This window comes from Kosakonia sp. R1.Fl (genome assembly GCF_023516815.1).
Lineage (GTDB): Bacteria > Pseudomonadota > Gammaproteobacteria > Enterobacterales > Enterobacteriaceae > Kosakonia.
Map to the genome: position 1 here is coordinate 1,312,460 of NZ_JAMGSQ010000001.1, position 24,863 is coordinate 1,337,322.

At 54.2% G+C, this 24,863-nt stretch carries 24 protein-coding genes; 13 read left to right on the top strand and 11 right to left on the bottom strand.

The genetic code is table 11. The annotated features are described in order from the left end of the window. Positions 1 to 7 precede the first annotated feature (7 nt). Positions 8 to 3,058: a formate dehydrogenase-N subunit alpha gene (gene fdnG / locus M8Q36_RS06220; protein WP_249880349.1), complete on the bottom strand. Its 3,051-nt coding sequence runs from the start codon at positions 3,056 to 3,058 to the stop codon at positions 8 to 10. A gap of 242 nt (positions 3,059 to 3,300) precedes the next feature. Here fdnG and fdhD point away from each other — a divergent pair, with 242 nt between their 5' ends. Further along, positions 3,301 to 4,137, top strand: coding sequence for a formate dehydrogenase accessory sulfurtransferase FdhD (gene fdhD / locus M8Q36_RS06225; RefSeq protein ID WP_249880350.1), 837 nt, complete (start codon positions 3,301 to 3,303; stop codon positions 4,135 to 4,137). Positions 4,138 to 4,263: 126 nt separating this feature from the next. Continuing rightward, the gene (locus tag M8Q36_RS06230) at positions 4,264 to 4,476 is read left to right on the top strand and encodes a YdgH/BhsA/McbA-like domain containing protein (RefSeq protein WP_249880351.1); all 213 of its coding nucleotides are present in this window, start codon (positions 4,264 to 4,266) and stop codon (positions 4,474 to 4,476) included. Positions 4,477 to 4,525: 49 nt separating this feature from the next. Here M8Q36_RS06230 and M8Q36_RS06235 read toward each other — a convergent pair whose 3' ends face one another. Continuing rightward, entirely contained in the window at positions 4,526 to 5,023 is a 498-nt protein-coding gene (locus M8Q36_RS06235) for a YgjV family protein (RefSeq protein WP_249880352.1), read from the bottom strand. A gap of 54 nt (positions 5,024 to 5,077) precedes the next feature. Next, complete coding sequence (locus M8Q36_RS06240; protein WP_249880353.1) at positions 5,078 to 5,599, bottom strand: Crp/Fnr family transcriptional regulator; 522 nt, start codon at positions 5,597 to 5,599, stop codon at positions 5,078 to 5,080. Between the two features lie 136 nt (positions 5,600 to 5,735). On the opposite strand from M8Q36_RS06240, the gene M8Q36_RS06245 reads away from it, so the two are divergent. Then, positions 5,736 to 5,948 carry a YdgH/BhsA/McbA-like domain containing protein gene (locus M8Q36_RS06245; protein WP_249880354.1) on the top strand — a complete coding sequence of 71 codons (213 nt, stop codon included), beginning with the start codon at positions 5,736 to 5,738 and terminating at the stop codon, positions 5,946 to 5,948. Between the two features lie 250 nt (positions 5,949 to 6,198). On the opposite strand, the gene M8Q36_RS06250 is transcribed toward M8Q36_RS06245, so the two are convergent. Then, on the bottom strand, positions 6,199 to 6,624 hold the full coding sequence (locus M8Q36_RS06250) for a flagellar protein FlhE (RefSeq protein WP_249880355.1): 426 nt from the start codon (positions 6,622 to 6,624) through the stop codon (positions 6,199 to 6,201). Positions 6,625 to 7,027: 403 nt separating this feature from the next. Here M8Q36_RS06250 and M8Q36_RS06255 point away from each other — a divergent pair, with 403 nt between their 5' ends. The 4 genes from M8Q36_RS06255 to M8Q36_RS06270 are packed head-to-tail and all read left to right on the top strand — an operon-like array spanning position 7,028 to position 11,761. Then, positions 7,028 to 7,765, top strand: coding sequence for an ABC transporter ATP-binding protein (locus M8Q36_RS06255; RefSeq protein WP_249882722.1), 738 nt, complete (start codon positions 7,028 to 7,030; stop codon positions 7,763 to 7,765). Further along, on the top strand, positions 7,758 to 9,008 hold the full coding sequence (locus M8Q36_RS06260) for an ABC transporter permease (protein ID WP_249880356.1): 1,251 nt from the start codon (positions 7,758 to 7,760) through the stop codon (positions 9,006 to 9,008). Before M8Q36_RS06255 ends, M8Q36_RS06260 begins: the two co-directional genes overlap by 8 nt. After that, positions 9,001 to 10,467, top strand: a complete 1,467-nt coding sequence (locus tag M8Q36_RS06265; protein ID WP_249880357.1) for a TolC family protein — start codon at positions 9,001 to 9,003, stop codon at positions 10,465 to 10,467. Before M8Q36_RS06260 ends, M8Q36_RS06265 begins: the two co-directional genes overlap by 8 nt. Next, on the top strand, positions 10,460 to 11,761 hold the full coding sequence (locus M8Q36_RS06270) for an efflux RND transporter periplasmic adaptor subunit (RefSeq protein WP_249880358.1): 1,302 nt from the start codon (positions 10,460 to 10,462) through the stop codon (positions 11,759 to 11,761). Before M8Q36_RS06265 ends, M8Q36_RS06270 begins: the two co-directional genes overlap by 8 nt. Positions 11,762 to 11,773: 12 nt before the next feature. On the opposite strand, the gene M8Q36_RS06275 is transcribed toward M8Q36_RS06270, so the two are convergent. Continuing rightward, complete coding sequence (locus M8Q36_RS06275; RefSeq protein ID WP_249880359.1) at positions 11,774 to 12,097, bottom strand: AzlD domain-containing protein; 324 nt, start codon at positions 12,095 to 12,097, stop codon at positions 11,774 to 11,776. After that, the gene (locus M8Q36_RS06280) at positions 12,097 to 12,759 is read right to left on the bottom strand and encodes an AzlC family ABC transporter permease (RefSeq protein ID WP_020455904.1); all 663 of its coding nucleotides are present in this window, start codon (positions 12,757 to 12,759) and stop codon (positions 12,097 to 12,099) included. The genes M8Q36_RS06275 and M8Q36_RS06280 overlap by 1 nt, the downstream gene beginning before the upstream one ends. Before the next feature lie 101 nt (positions 12,760 to 12,860). On the opposite strand from M8Q36_RS06280, the gene M8Q36_RS06285 reads away from it, so the two are divergent. From M8Q36_RS06285 to M8Q36_RS06310, 6 genes are all read left to right on the top strand, one after another. Further along, the gene (locus M8Q36_RS06285) at positions 12,861 to 13,409 is read left to right on the top strand and encodes a helix-turn-helix domain-containing protein (protein WP_200553194.1); all 549 of its coding nucleotides are present in this window, start codon (positions 12,861 to 12,863) and stop codon (positions 13,407 to 13,409) included. A 415-nt stretch (positions 13,410 to 13,824) separates the two neighbouring features. Next, the gene (locus M8Q36_RS06290; RefSeq protein ID WP_249880360.1) at positions 13,825 to 14,361 is read left to right on the top strand and encodes a fimbrial protein; all 537 of its coding nucleotides are present in this window, start codon (positions 13,825 to 13,827) and stop codon (positions 14,359 to 14,361) included. A 51-nt stretch (positions 14,362 to 14,412) separates the two neighbouring features. Further along, positions 14,413 to 15,117 carry a fimbrial biogenesis chaperone gene (locus M8Q36_RS06295; RefSeq protein ID WP_249880361.1) on the top strand — a complete coding sequence of 235 codons (705 nt, stop codon included), beginning with the start codon at positions 14,413 to 14,415 and terminating at the stop codon, positions 15,115 to 15,117. Between the two features lie 47 nt (positions 15,118 to 15,164). After that, positions 15,165 to 17,702 (top strand): fimbria/pilus outer membrane usher protein, encoded by a 2,538-nt coding sequence (locus tag M8Q36_RS06300; protein ID WP_249880362.1) that lies wholly within the window; start codon positions 15,165 to 15,167, stop codon positions 17,700 to 17,702. A 14-nt stretch (positions 17,703 to 17,716) separates the two neighbouring features. Beyond that, positions 17,717 to 19,036: a fimbrial protein gene (locus M8Q36_RS06305; protein ID WP_249880363.1), complete on the top strand. Its 1,320-nt coding sequence runs from the start codon at positions 17,717 to 17,719 to the stop codon at positions 19,034 to 19,036. Beyond that, positions 19,033 to 19,776 (top strand): fimbrial biogenesis chaperone, encoded by a 744-nt coding sequence (locus M8Q36_RS06310; RefSeq protein ID WP_249880364.1) that lies wholly within the window; start codon positions 19,033 to 19,035, stop codon positions 19,774 to 19,776. Before M8Q36_RS06305 ends, M8Q36_RS06310 begins: the two co-directional genes overlap by 4 nt. A 31-nt stretch (positions 19,777 to 19,807) precedes the next feature. On the opposite strand, the gene rhaM is transcribed toward M8Q36_RS06310, so the two are convergent. The 5 genes from rhaM to M8Q36_RS06335 all read right to left on the bottom strand — a co-directional run bounded on the left by rhaM (position 19,808) and on the right by M8Q36_RS06335 (position 24,846). Then, the gene (rhaM, locus tag M8Q36_RS06315; protein ID WP_020455911.1) at positions 19,808 to 20,122 is read right to left on the bottom strand and encodes an L-rhamnose mutarotase; all 315 of its coding nucleotides are present in this window, start codon (positions 20,120 to 20,122) and stop codon (positions 19,808 to 19,810) included. Then, positions 20,119 to 21,267 (bottom strand): lactaldehyde reductase, encoded by a 1,149-nt coding sequence (fucO, locus tag M8Q36_RS06320; protein WP_249880365.1) that lies wholly within the window; start codon positions 21,265 to 21,267, stop codon positions 20,119 to 20,121. Before fucO ends, rhaM begins: the two co-directional genes overlap by 4 nt. 62 nt (positions 21,268 to 21,329) lie before the next feature. Beyond that, entirely contained in the window at positions 21,330 to 22,334 is a 1,005-nt protein-coding gene (locus tag M8Q36_RS06325; protein WP_249880366.1) for an ABC transporter permease, read from the bottom strand. After that, positions 22,331 to 23,335, bottom strand: a complete 1,005-nt coding sequence (locus M8Q36_RS06330) for an ABC transporter permease (RefSeq protein ID WP_249880367.1) — start codon at positions 23,333 to 23,335, stop codon at positions 22,331 to 22,333. Before M8Q36_RS06330 ends, M8Q36_RS06325 begins: the two co-directional genes overlap by 4 nt. Further along, positions 23,335 to 24,846 (bottom strand): sugar ABC transporter ATP-binding protein, encoded by a 1,512-nt coding sequence (locus M8Q36_RS06335; protein WP_045512373.1) that lies wholly within the window; start codon positions 24,844 to 24,846, stop codon positions 23,335 to 23,337. Before M8Q36_RS06335 ends, M8Q36_RS06330 begins: the two co-directional genes overlap by 1 nt. Positions 24,847 to 24,863 lie beyond the last annotated feature (17 nt).

The window sequence follows — 24,863 nt, forward strand, 5'->3', positions numbered from 1 at the left end:
GTCTCCGTTACACCTTTTCCACATTCACCAGGAACGCCTTAAACTCCGGCGTTTGGGTGTTCGCATCGCCGACAAACGGCGTTAACGTGTTGGCGATAAAGCCTTTCTTCGCCACACCTTCATAACCCCAGTGGATAGGAATACCGATGGTATCGACTTCCTTACCGTGCACGTTGAGCGTGCGAATACGTTTGGTCACCACCGCCTTGGCTTTGATATAGCCACGGTTGGAGGAGACGCGCACCGTATCGCCCTGCATGATGCCCAGCTTGTTCGCCAGTTTCTCGCCAATTTCCACAAACTGCTCCGGCTGCGCGATTGCGTTAAGCAGCGCGTGCTTGGTCCAGTAGTGGAAGTGCTCGGTTAAACGGTAAGTGGTACCGACATACGGGAACTTATCCGCTTTACCCATCGCTTCCAGATCGCCTTTAAACACGCGGGCGGCCGGGTTGGAAACCACTTTCGGGTGCAGCGGGTTGGTGCCCAGCGGCGTTTCAAACGGCTCGTAATGTTCCGGGAACGGCCCTTCTGCCATCTTATCGAGCGCGAACAGGCGGCCCATGCCTTCCTGCTGCATGATAAACGGCCCAACATTGCTGCCAGGTGCGGCAGCGCTGTAGTCCGGAATATCCACCCCGCCCCACTTCGCGCCGTCCCATTTCAGCAACTGACGCTTCGGATCCCACGGATTGCCCTGCGGATCAGCGGAGGCGCGGTTGTAGAGAATGCGGCGGTTAAGCGGCCATGCCCATGCCCAGCCCAGCGTATTGCCGAGGCCCGACGGATCAGCGTTATCGCGGTTCGCCATCTGGTTGCCTTTCGGCGTCCAGCTCCCGGCGAAAATCCAGCAACCGCTTGAGGTGGTACCGTCATCACGCAGGTGGGCGAAGGTGCTCAGTTGCTCGCCTTTCTTCGCCAGCACGGTGCCGGTTGCCGGATCGATAATATCCGCCAGCGCTTTACCGTTGCTTTCCATGGCCACTTCTTCCGGCGACGGATTTTCCGGCGTCGAGTAGTTCCAGGTCATGTTCAGCACCTGTTCCGGGTTGGCGCCGCCTTCTGCCGCGTACATTTTACGCATGCGCAGGAAGATGCCCGCCAGGATCTCGCCGTCGTTCAGCGCATCGCCCGGGGCGTCCGCGCCTTTCCAGTGCCACTGCAACCAGCGACCTGAGTTAACGATAGAACCGTTCTCTTCTGCGAAGCAGGTCGATGGCAGACGGAATACCTCGGTCTGAATTTTCGACGGATCGACGTCGTTAAATTCGCCGTGGTTCTGCCAGAAGTTCGAGGTTTCGGTATTGAGCGGATCAATCGTCACCAGGAACTTCAGTTTCGACAGTGAGGCGACAACTTTATTTTTGTTCGGGAACGACGCTACCGGGTTAAAGCCCTGGCAGATATAGCCGTTGACCTTGCCCTGGTTCATCATCTCGAAGTACTGCAGGACGTCGTAACCCTTGTCCCACTTCGGCAGCCAGTCAAAGCCCCAGCTATTTTCCGCTGTCGCTTTGTCGCCAAAGAAGGATTTCATCATCGAAACGAAGAATTTCGGGTAGTTGCCCCAGTAGTTCACCTGGCCTTCCAGCAACGGTTTTGGCGTATTGGCGGTCAGATAGGTCTGGAGATCGGTCTGTTTTTCATTTGGCAGCGTCATATAGCCCGGCAGGCTTTGTGACAGCAGGCCAAGATCCGTCAGCCCCTGAATGTTGGAGTGACCGCGCAGGGCGTTCACGCCGCCGCCTGCCATCCCCATGTTGCCGAGCAGCAGCTGAATCATCGCCATGGTGCGGATGTTCTGCGCGCCAACGGAGTGCTGCGTCCAGCCAAGTGCATACAGGAACGACGCGGTTTTATCACGGGCACTGGTTTCGGCGATGTATTCACACACCTTCAGGAAATCCGCTTTTGGCGTCCCGCAGATGTCTTCCACCACGTCCGGCGTATAGCGGGAGACGTGCGCTTTCAGCAGGTTCCACACGCAACGCGGATGGGTGAGCGTGGTATCGCGTTTGGCGAACCCTTTCTCATCCAGTTCGTAGTTCCAGCTGGTTTTGTCGTATTTACGTTTTTCCGCGTCATAGCCGGTGAACAGGCCATCTTCGAAGCCAAAATCTTCACGCACGATAAGCGTGGCGTTGGTATAGGCTTCGGTGTATTCGCGCTGATATTTTTCGTTGGTCATCAGGTACAGCAACACGCCTGACAGGAAGGCGATGTCAGTACCGGAACGAATCGGCGCATAGAAATCCGCAACAGAGGCGGTACGCGTAAAGCGCGGATCGATAACAATCAGCTTCGCGCCATTGTGGATCTTGGCTTCCATCGCCCAGCGGAAACCCACCGGATGCGCTTCTGCCGCGTTCCCCCCCATCACAACGATAAGGTTGGCGTTTTTCATGTCGACCCAGTGGTTGGTCATCGCACCGCGACCAAAAGATGGAGCAAGACTTGCTACCGTTGGTCCGTGTCAGACACGCGCCTGGTTGTCGACGGCTAACATGCCGAGTGCGCGAGTGAATTTTTGCGTTAAATAGCCGGTTTCATTACTGGATGCGGATGCGCACAGCATCCCGGTGCTCAGCCAGCGGTTGACGGTCGTCCCTTCTGCGTTTTGCGCAATATAGTTGGCGTCACGATCCGCTTTCATTAATTTGGCGATGCGGGTAAAGGCTTCATCCCACGAAATTTGTTGCCACTTATCCGAGCCTGGCGCGCGGTATTCCGGGTATTTCAGGCGGCTTTCAGAGTGGATGAAATCCACCAGACCTGCGCCTTTCGGGCACAGCGCTCCACGGTTTACCGGATGATCGGGGTCACCCTCGATATGGAAGATTGACGCTTTGGCGTTTTTTGCTCCATCGCCGAGGCTGTACATCAACAGCCCACAACCGACGGAACAATATGTGCAGGTATTCCGGGTTTCGCGGGTGCGCAGCAGCTTATACTGCCGTGTTTCCGCGAGCGCAACACTCGGGGCAAAGCCCAGCGCCGCTGCCGTGGTTCCTGCCATACCGCCAGCGCAGATCTTAAAGAACTGCCTTCTGCTGACCTGCATGGTTTGCTCCTGGTTCGACATTACTCTTATCGTTTTTTTCTTTGCGGTGCTTTTCGCAAAGGTTCAGAATTGCTGTTAATCCCTCATATCCTGGGGGATTAGCAACGAAGAATACCACAATGTAGGTATGCTCATTCTGCCGTGGAAGGTTCAGAACTGCTGCTATTCCCTCTTTTCCCCAAGGGATATGCGCGGAGAATACCATAATGTTGATACGCTTGTTCGATAACGGTTAAGACAAAGTGAACGATTTACAGACAAAAAAGCACAAAAATGCAACATCAGTCACAGGAGCCCGCGAGGTTAGCTTGTGGAAACGCGCTGATTTGCAGCACGCCGTGCCGGACATGCTGGCGGAGGAAGTGCCTGTCGCGCTGGTGTACAACGGTATTTCGCATGTGGTGATGATGGCGTCGCCAAAAGATCTTGAACTCTTCGCAATCGGCTTTTCCTTATCCGAAGGGATTATCGAAAACGCATCAGACATTTACGCAATGGACGTGGTGCCATCCTGTAACGGCCTTGAGGTGCAAATTGATCTCTCCAGCCGCCGTTTTATGGGGTTAAAAGAGCGGCGACGCGCGTTGGCCGGGCGCACCGGTTGCGGCGTATGCGGTGTCGAACAACTCAATGATATTGGCAAGCCCATCGCGCCGCTGCCTTTTACCCAGACCTTTGATTTGCAGGCGCTGGATACCGGGCTGGCGCATTTAACCGATTTTCAGCCTGTTGGTCAGCTCACCGGTTGCACGCACGCCGCCGCCTGGATGCTGCCATCCGGTGAATTAGCGGGGGGGCATGAAGATGTCGGGCGTCATGTTGCGCTGGATAAGCTGCTTGGTCATCGCGCCCGTGAAGCGCAAGCCTGGGCGCGCGGTGCGGTGCTGGTTTCCAGCCGCGCCAGCTATGAGATGGTGCAAAAGTCGGCCATGTGCGGCGTTGAGATCCTGTTTGCCGTCTCCGCCGCCACAACGCTGGCGGTAGAAGTGGCGCAGCGCTGTAACCTGACGTTGGTGGGTTTTTGCAAGCCGGGCAGAGCGACAATCTATACCCATCCGCAGCGATTAATTGGTTTATAAAATAGTCAAAAATTTTGAAAGATGACAGCAAATCCTTCCGCTTTTTGTTGTGAGTAAACAGGTCTACTATTTATTTCATCGAGGCACGGCGCCTCACTCCAACAAATTAACGTAAGGGTTTATATCATGAAAAGCATCAAAACTTTTGTCGCAGTTATCGCTCTGGCTACTTCTTTCGGTTCTTTCGCTGCACAGTCTGTGACCGCAATTGATTCAACTCTGAGCGGTGCAGAAGCGAAAATCGCTGCGCAGGCGCAACAGGCTGGTGCATCTTCTTACCAGATCACTGAAGCGTATACCGGCAACCAGGTTCACATGACCGCCGAACTGAACAAATAAGTCCCGCTGTACTGTTGAAAGAGCGCCTGCGGGCGCTTTTTTTTGCTTGTTATTCAGCCTGCCGGGTGAGCCGCCAGTACGATACCAGCGTACTGAGAATGAAGGCACTCTCCATGGCAACCGCCACGGGCGATCCGATCACCATATTATTCACCAGCCAGCAGCCGCTACCGCAGAGGGTGAGCCGCCGCATACTTTTTGCCGCCGGGTGAAAAGCGGCGCTGGTCATCAGCAGGCTACCCAGTAGCGGTAAGACATCGGTGGAGTGCTGCCAGCTTAGCGCGCTGCACAGGCAGGTTGCGACAATAAACCCATTTTTCATTTTCCGCGCGGTCGTCATGATGGCGGTGAGATAACGGCATGCGGCCAGCGCCATCAAACTTGCGGCTACGGGCGCGTTCAGCAAGCAGAAATGTACTGCCAGCAGGCTGGTGGAGGCGGCAAGTATCGCCAGGGTTATCCGCCGGCGGGCAAACTGAAACGCCAGCAAATCAAAAATGAAAGAAAAGCCAGCCAGCATTTGCGACAGCCAAAAAGCGCTCATCATCGTTTCCTCTACGGTGTGATGAGGCGATGGTAGCGGCCTGGCGGCGGGCTTTCGTTAACCTTTGTTAAGGCGTGCGCGGATGCGCGACAAGCTCACCGGCGAGATGCCGATATAACTGGCGAGATCTTTTTGCGTTAATTGTGCTTCCCATGCGGGAAAATGGGTTTGCACATAGCGATAGCGTTGCTCCGGATTATTGAGCAAAAACATCTGCTCCTTCTTCTCTTTAAAGATCAGTTGCTGGCGCAGGAGCGCTATTTTTGCCACCTGATGTTCTTCTTTTTCCAGTAAACGCAGCGGTACTTCGCTGAGCACGCCTGGCGTCAGCATTTGCAGGCTGTAATCCGCCACGCTACCGGTTAGCCAACTGAGATAGAGAAAACAGCACTCACCGGGAAAATAAAACTCCTTCACGCGCTCGCTCCCTTCCGGCGAATGCCAGACCGCACGCGCAATACCTTCGTGCAGCACAAACATTTTTTGCTGGAGATCACCCTGTCTGAGCAGGGTTGTCGTCGGGCGGATTTGCACTGTTTTCTGACCGACAAGGAGGGGGGCTAACCAATCAGCTATCATGCAGATCTCTATTGTTCATTAATTTTGACAAAGAATGGCAAATCATTCCGCTTTTTGTTGTGAGCAAACAGAATTACTATTTATTCCATCGAGGCACGGTGCCTCATTCCAACAAATTAACGTAAGGGTTTATATCATGAAAAGCATCAAAACTTTTGTCGCAGTTATCGCCCTGGCTACTTCTTTTGGGTCTTTCGCTGCCCAGTCTGTTACCGCAACGGATACCACTCTGAGCGGTGCAGAAGCGAAAATCGCCGCTCAGGCGCAACAGGCTGGCGCATCTTCTTACCAGATTACTGAAGCGTATACCGGCAACCAGGTTCACATGACCGCCGAACTGAATAAATAAGTCACGCTTTCCTGTCGAAAGAGCGCCCGCGGGCGCTTTTTTTATTTCTGCGATGGGATAATAGCGTATTATCGGGGATGTAGTTGTGTTCAGTAATTACCCAAAGTGTTTTAAAAATATCCCTATATTATTGAAATGCCCGATGACATATAAGAAATGTCGTCGGGCATTATTATTATGGGTGAGTTAAATTCACATTCTTATTATTACAGTGTGTTATCAGTAATAATACTACTACGCGATAAGCGAATTATTGATTATATGTGTAGTTAACAATAATCTGGCTTGACTGGCCATTGACTGTCACCATTCTACCGGTGCCATTTACGCGGGCATATAAACTGAACGGTTGGTTCGGTGCGAGATTATAAGGTGTGAAGTCAATATTACCTGAACGTGCATCAGAAACATCCCTACAGGCGTTACCGTTGTTATAGCATAAATAAACCTGCATTCCAGCCGGGTAGGAACTGTAAGCCCAGGTGTAATAAACCATGCCAACTTTACCGGTTGAAGGTGTTCCGGCTGTAATCGGGAACGTCTTGTTATACCATTGGTTTTTTACTGAGATTGATGGTGCAAGCATTGAGCCGATGGACGTGCCGCCCGTTGCAAATGCACTTGAAGAAATAAACATTAAACCTGATAAAGCCAGCAGGATCGATTTCCGTTTCATTTAAAGCCTCATTAAAGAGTAAGCTAACTAATATCCATGATATTTAACTTAAATCATGGGAATTATTGAGTTGCCCTGCGTGAATACAAGGTAACTCAATAATTCTTATTTGCCAGCTATAATTTCCTTTTGCCCGTGGAAAACTAGATAATATATTTATTTTTGTCAATGTTTATTATTTCAATTAAGCGAGGCTTAATTGCTATTTAATGTTTAAATATCTGGAATAAAATATGCGGAATACCTATCGGCGGATGTGGTTAATTCTTTAGGTGTCAATTTTGGTAGGTTTGGTTGAAATGAATCCATGGCAAAAAAGCTAAAGGTTTCGTTTTTCTGGTCGTTAATATTGATATGTAGTTCACACCATATCCGTGTTCTTCAGGATGAATGATTGGCAAACATGGAACGGTTGCACGACTCAGGGATAAGCGAAACTCACCACACGACATCTGGCGCTGACTTGATACGCCTGGATTCGGTGACCTATTCCTGCGCCGCCGGTACAGCGCGGCAGACCATCCTGCACAACATTTCGTTATCTATCCCCGCCGGGCAAAGTTGTGCCATTGTTGGCGCGTCTGGCTCGGGAAAAAGCACACTGCTTAATCTGCTGGGATTGCTTGATACGCCCACTTCCGGGCGTGTGATGTTTCATGGCGAAGATATGTCCCGCTGCGGCGCAGACGCTCGCGCGACGGCACGTAATCACATCATTGGTTTTGTCTTTCAGAGTTTCAATTTACTGCCCCGGCTTACCGCGCTGGACAATGTTGCTTTGCCGCTGCTCTACCGTGGAGTGCTGCGTCATGAAGCACAGGACGCTGCCCGCAAACAGCTTCAGCGCGTCGGTTTAAGCGATCGCGCGCATCACCGTCCTGCGGATTTGTCTGGCGGGCAGCGCCAGCGTGTGGCCATTGCCCGCGCGCTGGTTGGTGAACCGGCTTTACTGCTCGCCGACGAACCCACCGGTAATCTTGATAGCCAAAACGCTGCTGACATTATTGACTTGTTGCTGGCATTGAATCGCGACAGCGGCACCACGCTGGTGCTGGTAACGCATGACAATTCCATTGCCCGCCGCATGTCGCGCTGCATTCAGGTGGCTGACGGGCGGATCAGCGAGGCAACGCATGTCTGATCTTCGTCTGCCCGCCGCAATCCGTGTTTCTAAGCCTTCACGCTACGGAATGCCGTGGCTGCAACTTTTGCTGGAGTCGCTGGATAACCTGCGGCTGCTGGGTCGCCGAGCGGTACTGGCGCTATTAGGTATCGCGGTGGGCTGCGCGGCGGTGGTGGCGTTGCTCAACATTGGCTACAACGCCGAACGTGAGGCGATGAGCATCTTTCGTGGTATGGGCAGTGAGCTGCTGGTGGCCAACATTCAGCAGCCTGTCGGTTCCGGCCGAAAACCACTGGTTGCGCCGGCCGATCTGGATATCGATACCTTGCATCAACGCATCCCGGAAATTGACGCCGCCTCTGCGCTCGTCCCCAGTAACACGCAAGCACGTTTTAATGGCCGAACGGCGGCGGCAACGCTGGTCGGAAGCGGCGCTGAACTGCCTTCTGTTCTGCGGTTGCAACTGGAACAGGGCCGCTTTTTGAGCCGCTTTGATGCGCAGAGCACCTACGCCGTTCTCGGGGCTAATGTCGCCGCACAATGGGCTCAGCCCGACCGCCCTGTACTACTCGGCGACCGCATCCAGATTGGCGGTTATCTCTTTGAGATAGTCGGTATTCTGCGCCCGCAAGGGCCAAACCCGATCATTCCGGTCTCCGTGGATGATGCCATTTTGCTGCCGATTACCGGTATGCGCCGGGTAATCAGTTTTCCGCAAATAACGGGCGTAGCGGTGCGCAGCCGCAGTGGTGAAGAACTTGATCGCATCGCGCCCCGGCTACAAGCGTGGCTCAGCGAAAAGATGCCCGGCTTCGAGGTCAATGTGCAGGTTCCTCAGCAGTTGCTGGAAGGCATCGAGCAGCAGTCGCGCCTGTTTTCCTGGTTGCTCGCCGGGCTTGGCGGCATCTCGCTGTTGGTCGGCGGGGTGGGCGTGATGAATGTGATGGTGATGAATGTGTCGGAGCGCCGCCGGGAAATTGGTGTGCGCATGGCGCTGGGCGCGCGTCCGCGCGATATCGCGATGCTCTTTTTGCTGGAAGCGATTGTCTTGGCCACCGTTGGCGCGCTGCTTGGCGCGGCGGCGGGGTTGGCGGCGGCGTGGCTGTTTGTCTGGTTTTCCGGCTGGTCTGATTTTGCCTTATCCGCTGCTGCGCTGCCGTTGGGCGTTGGCAGCGCCATTGTTATCGGGCTGTTTTTTGGCTTATCTCCCGCACTGGCAGCGTCCCGGCTGGAGCCGGTAGAGGCGTTGCGCGATGCGTAGACATGGCTGGCTGTGGTTACTGGCAAGCTTGATGGTTTGCCCGGCGCGTGCTGACATGTCGGTGAACCCTTCCCATGCCACGCGAGACGGCGAGACGGCGCGTATTGCGCTGAAAGGCGACAGTATCGATCTTACCCTGAGCGATGCCATCTATCTCGGGCTGCGTGATAACCGCGCTATTCGTAGCGCGTATCTCGACAGGGTTGCGCAGAAATTTGACCTGCGCGTGGCCGAAGATCGCTTCACGCCAAAACTGGTGCTCTCCGGCAATTATCTCTCCACGCGTAACCAGGACGACCGCTACCGGCAGGGAAACCTGACGCCGACCTCCACGCTGCTCACCCCGTACGGCACGCGCGTTAGCCTCGGCTGGACATATCAACACACCGACGCCAACGTGGCGGGGTTATCCCACAACGACGGGGCGAACTTTTCTGTTATTCAGCCGTTGCTGCGCGGCGCAGGTAAAGATATTGCCACCGCGCCGGTTCGCCTTGCGCAGATGACCGAGCAAATCAACCGTCTGAATTTGAAGTCCACCGTTTCGCAGACGATCACCCAAATTATCACCGCTTACCGCGATCTGTTGCTGGCGCAGGAGCAGTTAAAGATTGCTCAGGATTCGCTGGCGCGGGCGCGCCAGTTGGTGGAAGTGAACCAGGCGATGATCAGCGCCGGGCGCATGGCGGAGTTTGAAATTGTGCAAACCGAAGCCGAAGTGGCCTCACAAGAGCTGTCGCATGAAGAGGCGCGAAACCGGGTGGATATGGCGCGGCTGGCGCTGTTGCAACTGCTGGCGTTGGATCTGCATGCGCCAATCGTCGCGACCGAAGCGCTACAGGCAAAGCCTGTCGAGGTGCAGGCCGATCGCGCACTGAAACAGGCGGAGGCGTCGCAGCCCGCGTACCTGGCGCAGCTGCTTGTTGGGGAACAGGCGGCGATTAACCTCGCCGTCGCCCGTAATGACCGGCTGTGGGATGTTTCGCTGGTCGGCGGCGCAACGCAGCAGCGTAACCGTGCGGCGCGAGGCGATGGCTCGCGCAACTGGGATAACTATGTTGGGGTTCAGGTGGAGATCCCTATCGGCGACATGACCGCCCGGCAGGCGGAAGTGCAAGCGCAGGTTAATGTGAAGAACCAACAAATCCAGCTGGCGGAAGCGCACCAGCAGCTTGACCGCGACGTCACCAACGCCGTGCGCGATATGGGTACCCGCTGGCGGCAGTTTGAGATAGCCCAACGCGCGCGGGATTTGTCACGCCGCAAACTGGAAATTGAACGGGAAAAACTGACCGCTGGCCGCTCCAGCAACTTCCAGGTGCTGAGCTTTGAAAACGATCTTCGCAACGCAGAAAACGCCAGGCTAAATGCGCTTATCAGCTATTTGAATGCGCAGGCCGGGCTCGATCAAACGCTGGGAACCACGCTGCAAAGTTGGGATATTTCGCTCAATGATTAAATTTCTTATGCAAAAGCAACGCCTGCTTTTACTGCTGACACTTTCGGTGATGGTTGGCGGCGTTCTCGTATGGTGGGCAGCCGCACGCGAACCGGAGAGTGGCGCTGCACAGGCGATCTGGCTGCCGGTTCAGCCGCAGCGGCTTGAAAACCAGCTGGGGCTGGTGGGGCGTATTCAGGCTGCCCGCCAGCAAACCCTTGCCGCGCCGTTTGACGGGGTGATCCGTGAAATCGCGGTTCACGAAGGGCAGCGCGTTGAAAAGGGGCAAGTGCTGATAGTGCTCGATCCCGGACAGATTGAAATCCAACTTCGCCAGGCGCAGGCGGAGCTTTTGAAAGCGCAAAAAGAGGTGGCGCTGTTTCGCAACTGGAGCAGCAGCCCGGATGTTTCGCGCGCCAGACGCGTGGTGCAGACTGCGCGCGCGACGCTTTCCAATACGCAGGCCAATCTTCGCGATACTACTGCGCTTTTTAAGCGCGGGATTGTCGCTCGTATGGAAGTCGATGCGCTGGCGCAACAGGCACAAGCGCAGCAGCAGGATCTGGCTGCCGCGCAGGAAGAGTTACAAACGATGGAAGCGCGGGGTAAAGGCGAGGACAGCAAAATTGCCGATATGGAACTGACAAATGCGCAGGCCCGCTACGCTGCGCTGAAGGCGCAGGTGGAACGGCAAACGTTACGTGCGCCCTATGCCGGTTTTATCATGCGCCCGGTCGCAACGGATAGCGGTAAACCGGTTACCCTCCAGCCGGGTTTGTCGGTGAGCCAGGGCGCGGCGTTATTGACGGTGACGGGGCTGGACACGATACAGGTGGTGACCCGCGTCGAGGAAGCGGATCTGCATCAGTTAAAAGAGGGGATGCCGGTCAACATCACCGGAGAAGGGTTTGCCGGAAAAACGCTCAGCGGGCAGATCCGTGAAATTGGCGTTCAGAGCAGCGCGGCAGAGACGCAGGGCGCTTATTACGATGTCACTGTGTCGGTAGATACGCCGCTGGCGGATTTACAGCAAGATATCCGGCTGGGAATGAGCGCCCGGCTGGCGGTGATCACCTGGCAGAACGAACACGGTTTTGCGGTGCCCGCTCAGGCGTTACATGTCGATCCGCAATCCGGGGCGCGTTGGGTGCTCTGGCGAGCCTCGTCCGGTGCGACACCGCGTAAAGTGGTGATCACCATCGGGCAGACGGTGGCGCAGGGGGTGGAAATCCACGGGATTGACGCGGGGGAAGTGCGCGTTGAAATGGACACGCAGGGCGGTTTGGCTAACCCGGTTTCCGTGAGTATTCATTAACGCACCCGTTCCTTATGCGATTCCGGCAAGGCGCAGCAGCGCGGTGACGACCGCTGCGGAGAGGATCACCACAATCAGCGGCATTTTTCGCCAGGCGAGAAACAGCGCGAAAAGCACGCCCAGTACGCGCGCCATGCCAGCGAAATGCCCACCTTCATAGAGCATTGATGCCAGCGCGACCGCGAAAAGCAGGGTGGTCGCCGCATCTGACAGCAGCGCCTGCGAATGCTCGGAAAGCGCCAGCCGGCTACCGAGTTTTGCGCCGCCAAGGCGCATCAAATAGGTGCCGATAGAAAGGATGGTGATACCGCCGATAATGAGCGCAACGTTGGCCATTATTTCTTCCTCGTCAGTAAGCCAAGTAAAGAGAGCAGCACCGGTAATCCCACTGGCGCAAAAGGAACGGCGGCGAGCGACAATACCGCGCCGCTCGAGGCGCGAATCAGTGTGGTGCGCTTTTTCAGCGCCGGCAGTACCAGCGCCAACAAAATTGCCGGGAAAACCGCATCCAGACCGATGGTTTCCGGTGCGGGCAGCAATTTACCCACCGCCGCCCCTACCAGTACGCCAGCGGGCCACAATAGCGCGACACCTAAACCGCACAGCCAGTAAGCGGCTTTACGCTGCTCGGCGGTGGATTGTGATAAGCCGAACACGACGCTTTCATCATTCATGATGTGGCAGCCGAGAAAACTGGCCGCACGTTGACCTACCAGCTCACGCACCGTGACGCCAAATGGGATATGGCGAGCGTTAACTAACAGACCCGCCAGAGCCGCAGCCAGCGGATTGCCGCCGCTGGCGACGATACCGATAAACATAAACTCGGATGCGCCAGCCAGCACCAGGGTGGAGAGCGCCAGCGGCACCCATAAAGGAAAGCCGTAAGCCATGGCCAGCGATCCATACGAGACGCCGACAACGCCCACGGCCAGGCAGACCAGAAAAATAGCTTTTACGGTGTCGCCCTTCAGCGACGCGAAGTGTCTGGTGAACATCTCTCTTTACCCATATCGAACGTTTATCCATTATAATGAACACACCAGAATCGTTTTTCAACAAGAACGATTCGTTCGATTAAATGAACAATGGGGTGTTTATGACACAGCCAATTAGCATCATTGCCAAAAGTCTGGTGCGTGAGCGACTGCGAACCGGGCTTTCGCTGGCGGAAATTGCCCGCCGGGCGGGCATCGCCAAATCCACGCTTTCACAACTGGAAGCGGGTAACGGTAATCCTAGTCTGGAAACGCTTTGGGCGCTGTGCGTCGCGCTCGACATTCCCTTTGCTCGCCTGCTGGAACCGCAGAAACCAACCACGCAGGTTATTCGACGTGGCGAAGGCACAAAAGTGACCGCCGAAGAGGCAAATTACCAGGCGATATTACTCGCAGCCTGCCCGCCCGGCTCGCGACGCGATATCTATTTATTGCTCACCCAGCCTGGCGCCGATCGGATCTCGCATCCACACCCGACAGGTTCAGTGGAGCACATTATTGTGACACAAGGGCGCGCGCTGGTAGGGCTGACGGAAGCGCCAGAAGAGTTAGGCGAAGGGGATTACATTTGTTATCCGGCAGACAGGGAACATATCTTTAAAGCGCTGGAAGCAGATACGCAGGCCATTCTGGTGGCTGAACAAAATTAATCCGCTTTAATTCTACCTGACAATAATAAAAACGGATAAAGATAACAGAGAGTGGAACAATTTAATTGTTCCCTTTACATGTTTTAATATTTTTAAGATTCTTCATTCGGTTTTCCTTTGTGAATATTCTGATTAAGTGCCATTTTTAATGAATTAAATCATCGACTTACTTAAATCAATATTAATGCATATGATTGTTTTTATTGGGTTTTTATTTTTGTGTGTATAGTTTTTGCGAATATTTTTTAGAGTTTTATTTATTATTTCTATGTTATAGATTAGTTCCATTAAACGCTCTCCTTTAATATCTTTACATCAATATTAACCCAGGGTAATTTACTCGCGATATTAAATTGATTGAATATATTTCAATCAATTGTTTTGGGGTTGTTAATATTAATAGTGAGGCGAATTTATGCATAAGTTGATAAATGTTTTTGCAGCGACAGCAATTTTATCGTTAAGTAGTTCTGCTTTTGCAGCGACATCAAGTAATACCGTGCGTTTTATGGGTGAAGTTAGCGAGCAGACTTGTGACATTAATTTCAATGGCAGTTCTTCTTCCCCTGTCATTCTTTTACCAACCGTAAGTAGCAGTCAATTAGATACGTCGGGTACAACGACAGGCGATACACCGTTCACCGTGACGCTTTCTGGCTGTGGTGGTGCGCAAACAGCAAATGCGGCGATTGTTTTTGTCGCCAATGATGTCGACGGGACGAATTTGAAAAATACCGCCACAACATCTCCGGCAACGAATGTCGCAATTCAGTTGATGGAAGGTTCAAATGCGCTGGATTTTGTTGGCAATAAAGCGCAGACGGGTACGAAAGCTGTAGATAGTACCAATCCAACAGCGACTTACGATTTGGCTGCTCGTTATTATGCAACAGGGCAGGCAACATCAGGTGCGGTGGAAGCACAGGCGCAATTCGCTGTGACTTATCAATAAATTTTCTAAAAGCGCTGCCGTGCGCAGCGCTTCTAAGCGGCCTAAATCAGTATGTCGAAATATAAGAAACTGACTGCGTTTTTTTTATTTTTTATGTTCGGCGATGCCTGCGCCAGTGTAATGATGGTGGGGACGCGCGTTATTTATCCTGCTGACATAAAAGAAAAGGCATTAGCATTTACTAATACAGGCAATGAGCCTGTTCTGGTGCAGGTCTGGGCAGATAAAGATAACCCCCAGTCGACACCAGAAACGGCTGATGCGCCGTTTCTTTTGATGCCTTCTATTTTTCGCATTAACCCTGCTTCAGAACATACGCTGCGGCTGAAGTTTACAGGTGCAGGGCTACCTGAGGATAGGGAATCCCTTTTTTGGCTCAATTTCTTACAATATCCGGCCAGGAAGACGTCCGATCACGGACAGAATAGTTTAACGGTGCTGGTAAAAAGCCGGTTAAAGCTTTTTTATCGTCCCGCCAGTCTGACGGGAGATGCTAACCATTCTCTCGATGATGTGAAGGTAAGCTTAAAAGGTAAAACGCTTGAAATTAATAATACCGGTGCTTATCACATTTCGGTCATTAGCGCATTTACGCAAGAACAGGCAAGGAAATACCCAATAAAATACAAAGGAATTATCGTGCCGCATTCCGTCACTAAATGGACCCTTCCTTCCGGCGGTGGAGATAACTTAACCATTAATGCAATAAATGATTATGGCGGAGTATTTAGCAAGTCGTATTCTTTAGTTAAATAAATCTTCCGCTCGGAAATATAAAACATTATTCAACTCGGATGGTACTGATGCATCTGCGCTCCTCATGCTTTCGTATTCTCATAGGGTTTATTTCTGTTGTATCGTTGACGGCATCGGCGAAAGATAATGAATTTTACTTTGACTCATCCTTGCTAAGAAATAGTGGGTTATCTAATGAAGATCTCCAGCGCTTAAATAAGGATGAATTAATTACGCCCGGCCGACATTCGCTTGATATTTATCTTAATGGGAAATTTACTACTCACCGCGAGATTGAGTTTTCCCGCCGGGGTAAAAAAGTCGAGCCTTGTCTACCCCATGACTTATTAACAACGTTGGGTTTTAACGCATTGTCTGACGACGCTGCGCCATCATGTTATTGGCCAGAGGATAAGGCGTTGAACGGTATCACCCGTAAAGATGACATGGCGCAATTGCGTATGGATTTCACCGCGCCGCAGGCGTTATTGAAATCTGTTCCCCGTGGCAGCGTAAGCGAAGCAAGCCTGAGCGCCGGGGAAAGCATGCTATTTCTCAATTATATGGCTAACCAGTACCATGTTGAATCGCGGCAGGGTAACGCTGGCGGCATGGATTCCACCTGGCTGAGTTTCAATGGTGGTATTAATTTGGGGCTATGGCGTTATCGCCAGCAATCCAACTTCAGTTACAGCAAATATAACGGCAGCCGCTGGAGCACCAGCCGCCGTTATATCCAGCGTGCGATTTATCCTTTACGCAGTGAAGTATTGATTGGCGAAGGCTACACCAATGGGCAATTCTTCTCCGGCATGAGTTTTCGTGGCTTCCAGATCTCATCGGATACGCGAATGCTGCCTAATTCCCAACGAGGCTATGCGCCGGTCGTGCGTGGGATTGCCAAAACCAACGCCAAAGTGACCATCTTGCAAGGCAAAACCACGCTATACGAAACAACCGTTGCCCCCGGCCCGTTCACCATAAATGATCTCTATCCCACTAATTTTGCGGGGGATTTAACGGTTGTTGTCAGCGAGGCTGACGGCAGTGAAAACACCTTTAGCGTGCCTTTCTCGGCGCTGGCTGAATCTATGCGTCCAGGCGCTTCCGACTACGTTTTCACCGTCGGGCGGGCGCGCGACGTTGGCGATAACAATGTCTTCAGCGAAGCGGTCTGGCGTCAGGGGCTGACGAACTCCCTCACCCTCAACCTCGGTAATCAGCTCGCTGCGGGTTATATGAGCTATTCATTGGGGGCGGTTTATAGCAGCGTAGCCGGAGCGTTTGGCCTGAACAGTATGTTTTCACGCGCAAACATGGGCAGCGAAGGTAACAAGAGCGGTTGGACGCTGCGCGCGAACTACAGCAAATTTATTCCGCGTACCGGCACCTCATTTACGCTGGCGGGTTATCGGTATTCAACGGAAGGTTATTCAGAACTTTACGACGCCCTGGGTTCGCGTGAAGCGCGCAATCATGGGCAAAAATGGCAGTCATTAAGCTGGAAACAACGCAGCCGCATTGAGATTTCCGCTGGTCAGCGCATTGGTGTACTGGGGGATATCACCCTCTCTGCATCATCACAGGATTACCGTGACGGTAAAAAGCGCGACAAACAACTGCAGTTCAACTGGAGTAAAACCTTCAACCATGGCATCTCGCTGAATCTGGGGGTGGCGAGGACGTATAACGTCGTACCTGGCATGAACAGCACTCCATGGCAAAACAACGGTAACGAACATACGATTTTCCTGCGTGACCGTATACAAACTATGTGGTCGCTCTCTGTTTCCGTGCCGCTTGGCAGGACGCGTTATGCTCCGATTTTGTCGGCCAGTGCGAACCGCTCAAACAGTAGCAATAGTCGCGATGGTGGCTATCAGTCGACGCTGAGCGGAGTGTATGGCGAGCAGAATCCGCTGAACTACAACCTGAATTACTCGACCGATAGCAAAGGTGAACAATCCGTTTGGGGCGGTGGGCTCCAGCGCAGTTTCCCGTATGCCAATGCGGGTCTCTCATGGTCCTCTTCGAAAAATTACTGGCAGGCTTCAGGCTCGCTTCAGGGCGCACTGGTGGCGCATAAAGGTGGCGTGACGCTCGGTCACTGGGTGGGCGATAGCTTTGTACTGGTTGATGCACCTGGCGCCAAAGGTGCGGAAGTGATTGGCGGGCAGGGGGCGCGCATTGATGCCTTTGGTTATGCGATTGCGCCGTCTATGGGGGCTTATCAGTTCAACAACATCGGTCTGGATCCCCGCAATATGAGCGAAGATGTTGAACTGCAAACGTCACTCCAGCGTGTCGCACCTTATGCGGGCGCGACGGTGCGGGTTCGTTTTAACACGCTCAGCGGCCAGGCCATGCTTATCACCGCGCAGCCGCAGAACAATACGCCGATCCCCATGGGTTCCGCCGTCTATGACAGCTACGGCAATTACGTCGGCATGGTCGGTCAGGCCAATCAAATTTACCTGCGCTCCAGTGACGACAACGGAACGTTGCGCGTTCAGTGGGGGAATAACGCCCAGGAAATCTGCCATATCTCGTGGCGTATTACGCCGCCACGCAAACCTCTGCTTCTGATGAGCTTGCCATGTCGTTAAGCAACGGAGTTTTTATGCCATTTATACGCATCATTTTGCTGAATATTGTTTTATTAACCAGCCTGTCCGCGAACGCGCTGTGTAAAAAAGGCCCTGATTTCCAGCGCTCAGAGGAGGATTCGTATGGCCTTAGCCTGGCCATGGGAACCATCAACGTCTCCAGCCTTGAGATACAGCCGGTCGGTTCCCCGCTGGGATCCAATATTGTGAATTTCTCACAGAACCCGCGTTACACCAGCCCGGACAACGTGCTGTGGGTCTGCGATATTGCCGATAAAGATAATATCTTCGAAATCATCGCCACTAACGGCGATGATCGTAACGGTGGTTTTTTTGATTTAGGCAGCATCGATGGTTACCCCAACTACTACGGCACGCTGTTTGAGCATGTCGCGCTGCGTTTGACGCATCTGAATTCGGGTACGGTATTTACGCGGCAATATCAGCGTATCCCGATGAAGAACTACCAGGTTTCACCTGATGGCACCCAAATTTACATTCGGGTCAAAGACTTTAGCCCTATTCGCGCGGATCTGATTCGGGTGAGTTCGACTTCACCCCGCGGGCAGTCGCCAGATGACTGGTGTGGCCGACCGACACAGCTTACATCGGGCAGCTATAGCTGCAACCAGCCCAACGGCTATGTCTCTTTCTGCTCGCCCGGCAGCCCGGACGCATATTGTGATTCCGGCGATTCGGCGTTTATCTACACCGGCTGGTATTACGATAACTGGATGGCTATTAACATGGGCATTTCTACAGGTTACCCCGCCAACCTGGTATCGATACCCACCTGTGTGGCGAAAAGCGTCACGCCGGTGGTGTTTTTCCCCACGATTTCCGTGAGCGATCTGAACAACGGCCAAACCGCTCAGAGCAACTTTAACGTGCACATTCTCTGTGAAGGTCAGTCGACAAGCGGTGAAACACAGGGGATGACGGCAATGGGACTGCAAGTGCCCTATGAAAGTTATCTGACTGCGCAGCAGCTTAATCTGGTGAATGCGTCAGGTGGGGTGAGCCATCTGCTTTCCGAAAAATATGGTCAACCGGGTTACGCCAGCGGAGTGGGAATTCAGATAGCCAACAGCAATGACGGTGTGCTGCGTAATTTTATTGGCTGGTCTCGCTGCCTGGCCGCAACCTGCCAACCCGGCGGTAACGGTGGCTGGTACGCGGTGCGTGATGGCGCGACGCAAGTGACGAATAACGGCTCAACCGCGATCAACGAATACGTGGTGAATTTCAATGCTTATCTGACGCGTATCGCGGGCGAAACGGTCACGGCGGGTAAGGTTGATGCCAGTGCTGAAGTGCTGGTGAAAGTCCAATGAGATCCCGACTTGCCACCGCGCTGATCACCGCTTTGTTGATGGCCGCCTTTTCCACCCGCGCCGGGCTTATCGCCGCCTCGACGCGGGTGATTTATAACGAAGGTCAGACCCAGCAAAGCCTGATGCTGGTCAACACCAACAGCTGGCCGGTGATGGTGCAAACCTGGGTCGATAACGGCGAAGCGGATGTCGATGCGCCCGCCCGCTTTAAAGCGCCGTTTGTGGCGGTTCCGACGCTGTTTTCACTCGAACCCAAAGGGATGCAGGGGTTGCGGCTGTTGTATAACCAGCAAATGCTGCCAAAGGATCGGGAGTCGGTTTTTTGGCTCAACCTTTATGAGATGCCGCCAAAATCATCCACCTTAGCGCCAGACGCACGCAGTGTGATCCTGACGATGAATACGCAAATGAAAATCTTCTGGCGACCAAAAGGGCTTGGCGCGCCGGTGGATATGGCGAAAAAAATCCGTTTCAGTGTGGTGAACAGCGGTAAAAACATGGTGATCGTCTGCCATAACGCCTCGCCGTGGCATGTCTCATTTGCCGGATTATCGTTACACTACGGCGAAAAAACCTACGACGTGGAGCAGCAGCCGGACATGATGGTGGCGCCCTACGGCGAGAAGCGATACACCGTGGTTGCAAAAGACCTGCAGCCCACGGTTTCACCGCTGCGTATCCAGGCCAAATTGATTGATGATAGCGGCCTGGTTGCCGAACAGACATTTCCCGTTCGTTAAACCCCCCTCCTTTGCGAAGGGGGCTAACCGCTTACTCCAGGTAGAAAACTTCTTTTAATTCCGCGCTGACCGGGCTGTTGTCCGGGTTAGCGGGCATGACATCACGCATATATTTCCACCAGCGCTGACACACCTCTGTGTTAGCGACGGCGTTCCAGCGCGCTTCCGATTCAATCTCAACGGTAGCGAACAGCAGGTTGCGCTGTTTATCGAGAAAAATGGCGTAATGGTGCGCGCCGCCTGCTTTCAGCGCCGCTTCCAGCTCCGGCCAGATCGGGTTGTGGCGGCGTTCATACTCTTCGTGCGCATCGGGATTTACCTGCATCACAAAGGCTTTACGGATCATAATGCCTCCAGATAAAGCTCGCGCACTTCGTCCCGGCTGGCGGTTCGCGGGTTGCACGGTGCGCACGGATCGGCGAGCGCTTTATCCAGCCAGCCTTCGATATCCGCTTTGGTAACGCCGAGTTTGCTAAAACCAGAAGGAATACCGACGCGCGCACTCAGGGCGCGGATCGCATTGATGGCTTCCATGCTGGCGGTTTCATCGCTCATTCCTTTGGTGTCGACACCCATCGCCTGCGCCACGCGGGCAAAACGGGCGACGGCGTTCGGGCGGTTAAAGTTTTCGATGACTGGCAACAAGATGGCATTGCATACGCCGTGCGGCAAATTGTGTGTGGCACCCGGCTGGTGCGCTAACGCATGAACCAGACCAAGCCCGGCGCTGTTAAAGGCCATGCCGGCAAGATACTGGCCGTACGCCATTTGCTCACGCGCTTCAAGGTTGTGGCCGTCATCAACCGCCTTTGGCAGCCACAGGTTAATTAAGCGAATCGCTTCCAGCGCGTTGGCGTCGGTCAACGGGTGCGCACCCACCGAAACAAACGCTTCAACGGCGTGGGTCAGCGCATCCATGCCGGTTGCGGCGGTAACAGAAGCGGGGATCTCCAGCATCACGCTGGCATCATCGACGGCGATATCAGGAATAATGTTCGGGTCGATAATCACTTCTTTCACCTGCCGCGCGGAATCAATGATCACCGCGTTACTGGTCATCTCCGCCGCCGTACCGGCGGTGGTATTGATGGCGACTAGCGGCACACCGGGGTTTTTCACTTTGCCGACGCCGGAATAGGCGGTCGACGGGCCAGGGTTAGCGGTGAGGATTTTCACCCCTTTGGCGGTATCGATCGGGCTGCCGCCGCCGAAGGCGATAATGTAATCGCAGGCGGCGTTTTGATACGCCGCATAGCCTTGTTGTACCAGCGCTTCCGTTGGGTTCGGGAACACGTCATCAAACAGGTGATACGGCATGTTATGCGCTTTCAGCGCGGCAAACAGGCTGTCCAGCAGACCCAGTTTGACCAGTTGCCCGTCGGTGACAATCAGCGCTTTTCCCCACTGTTTGTTCGCCACCATCTTGACCATATCGCCGATAGCGCCCGCGCCATGCAGGCTGATTTTGGGTAGTGCTAACATAAAGCTCATACATAACTCCTTTATTTTGTTTGATTTTTACCGGCGACGAAACGCCCTGTCGCCGGAGGGATTCATAAACGCCTGCGCTGCATCATGCGGCGGGTGATGATCGGCAGCGAAATCACCACAATCAGCATCGCGCCGACGATAATCGACATCACAATGCCCGGCACATTGAGCAGGCTCAGGCCAAAGGTCACCAGCCCCATCAGGAAGGCGGCGATAATCACGCCCACCATGCTGCCGGAACCGCCAAGAATGTTGACGCCGCCGAGCACCGCCATCGTCACCACTGAAAGCTCCCAGCCCAGCGCAATCGTCGGGCGCGTGCTGCCCAAACGCGATGTCAGCAGCACCGAGGCCAGTCCCGCCATCAGCCCCACCAGCGCGAAGAGGATCAGGTTGTGGCGTTTAACATTGATACCGGAATACCACGCGCCGGTCGGGTTATTGCCGATGGCGTACGTGCGGCGGCCAAAGTTGGTTTTGTGCAACAGGAAAGCAAACAGCAGCGCCAGCACGATGAACAAGGCAAACTCAAACGACAGCGCGCCCCACACGTAGCCCTGGCCAAACCACGCAAAACTCGCAGGCCAGGTATTAAGCGCCTGATCGCCCAGCAGAATGTAGGTAATGCCGCGATACAAGCTCATGGTGCCGATGGTGATCACAATTGAAGAGAGGTTAAAGCGAGTCACCAGAATGCCGTTGAACAACCCGCACAGCAGCCCAGTGCCCAAACCGACGCACACCAGCAGCGGCGTATCCATACCCGCCTGGGCGCAAAAGCCCATCGCCGTTGAGCTGAGCGCGATGGTGGCGGCGACAGAGAGGTCAATTTCGCGGGCAATGATCAGCATCGCCATCGGCAACACGATGATCGCTTTTTCGGTGAAGTTGAATGTCGCGTCGGAAAGATTCCAGATGTTGAGGAAATAGGGCGACGCGAGGGCGTTTACCACAAACACCGCCAGCGTTACCGCCAGTAAAAACCCTTCCCAGCACAACAAGCGCTTAAAGAACGGTGTCGCGGCAGGGGTATTTTTCACGGGCTCAGAAGTCAATATTTTGCTCATGGTTTCACCGCCTGTTTTTGTCGTGCCAACGCCGCGTCGCGCAGGATCAAGCGGCCTTTGCGTTTGTTACCGCGCTCGTTGAGCAGCACCGCAATCACGATCACCGTGCCGGAAATCGCCATCTGCCAGAACGGCGAAATGCCAATTACCGGCAACGCGTTATTGATAACGCCGAGGAACAGCGCGCCGAACAAACAGCCGAGTACGCGCCCGGTGCCGCCCATGGTGCTGATGCCGCCAATCACACAGGCGGCAACCACTTGCAGTTCGAACCCGTTAGCCACGTCGACATAGGCCACGGCAAAACGCGAGATCCACAAGTAGCCGCAAAAGCCCGCCAGGGCGCCAGAAAGGCAGAAGCTGACAAACTGCATCTTTCCGGTGTTGATACCGGTGTAATACGCCGCCGTGGCGTTACCGCCCGCGGTATAGAGCGCTCGTCCGGTGCGGCTGTAACGCAGGAAGTAGCCCACCAGCAGCAATATGGCGATGGCGCACCAGCTCAGTACCGGCAAACCCAGCACTGAAGTTCGCGGAAGACCGAGAAAATCTGCGCCCATCTGATTAGAGTTCACCCAGCCGCCGCCGGAGAGCAAAAAGATAATCCCGCGATAAATACTCATGGTGCCAAGCGTGACGACAATCGCCGGGATACCGAGTTTCCATACCAGCAGGCCATTGATGATGCCCATCACCAGCCCGAGCACCGTTGCCAGCAGCAGCAACGACCAGACAGGCACATCCGGGTGATGGAAATTAATCAGCGCGACAATCATGCCGGTCAACGCCAGGTTGGCGGCCATCGACAGGTCGATACCTTTGGTCAGCAGCACCATCATTTGCCCGAGGGCGAGGATGATCAGAATGGCGGTATCGTTGAACATCTCCACCAGGTTACCGGGACTGATAAACGAAGGAACACGGCTGCCGATAGCCAGCACCAGCAGCACAATCACGCCCCCGAGCAGCGCTTCGCGATGTTTAAGCAGTTGTTGCCACATTATGCTGCCTCCTTCCCGGCACCGCTGGCGGCGCTGACGATGGTTTCCGCCGTCGCTTCACCGGCCTGGTACTCGGCGACCATCAGCCCTTCGTGCATGACGATCACCCGATCGGCCATGCCCATCACTTCCGGCAATTCGGACGAGACCATAATCACCGCCAGCCCGTGGGCTACCAGTTCCGACATAAACTGGTGTACGGCGGCTTTCGAACCGATATCGATGCCTTTCGTTGGTTCATCGAGGATGATTACGTCCGGATGGGTGGCGAGCCATTTGCCGATCACCACTTTTTGCTGATTGCCGCCGGAGAGGGTTTCCACCGCCTGCTTCCAGCTAAAGGCTTTCACCTGCAAACGGCGGGCATACTCATCCGCCAGCGCCCACTCTTTGGCCTCGTTAAGCACGCCGTTGCTATTGAGTTTGCTGAGCTGCGGCAGGCTGATGTTCTGGGCAATCGACAGCTCAATGATCGCGCCCTGTTTTTGCCGCTCTTCCGGTACGCAAACAATCCCGGCGTTGATAGCGTCCGCAGGCTGGCGGAAATGCACCGTTCGCCCGTTAAGGATGATCTCGCCAGAAGAGGGGCGCGACACGCCGGAAAGTGCCTGCATCAGTTCCGTGCGCCCGGCACCGACCAGGCCGTAAAAGCCGAGGATCTCGCCTTTGCGCAGCGAAAAGTTGATATGGGCAAATTCCGTGGGATGGCATAAATCGCGCACTTCCAGCACGGTTTCGCCGGGTGTGCAGGCCACTTTCGGCCAGCTCTGGTTAATGGCGCGCCCGACCATCATCGCCACCATCCGCTCTTCGGTGATGTCATTGATGGCGCCGGAATCGACATACACTCCGTCGCGCAAAATGGTGTAGTGATCCGCCAGCTCAAAAATTTCATCAAACTTGTGCGAGATAAACAGGATCGCTTTGCCTTCCTGCTTCAGGCGTTCAACGATTTGGTAGAACTCCAGGATCTCATGCTGCGAGAGCGCGGCGGTCGGTTCGTCCAGAATCACCACCTGCGCTTCAAAGGAGAGCGCACGGGCAATCGCCACCATGTGGCGCTGGGCGATACTCAATGTTTTCAGCGTCGCGCGCGGATCAATTTGTACCTCCAGCCGGGTGAGGATCGCCTGTGCTTGTTGGTGCATGGCGGGCCAGTCGAGTTTTTTCAACAGCCCTTTATACAGATACTGCCCAACAAAGATATTTTCGGTGACCGATAACTCGTCAAACAGCACTGTTTCCTGGTGAATCGCGGTGATCCCCACTTTATGGGCCGACTCGGGCGTGGGGAGCGAAATGGGGATCGCTTTGTAGAGTATTTCGCCCTCTTCAGGCTGGTAAATACCGGTCATCACTTTGACCAGCGTGGATTTGCCCGCGCCGTTTTCACCGATCAACGCGGTGACTTTGCCGGGCCAGAGATCGAGCTGTACGTTCTCAAGGGCGCGCACACCGGGAAAAACTTTGGTGATGCCCTTGAGCGACAGCAGAGGGGTGGATGCCGTCATGATAGTTCTCCAGTTTT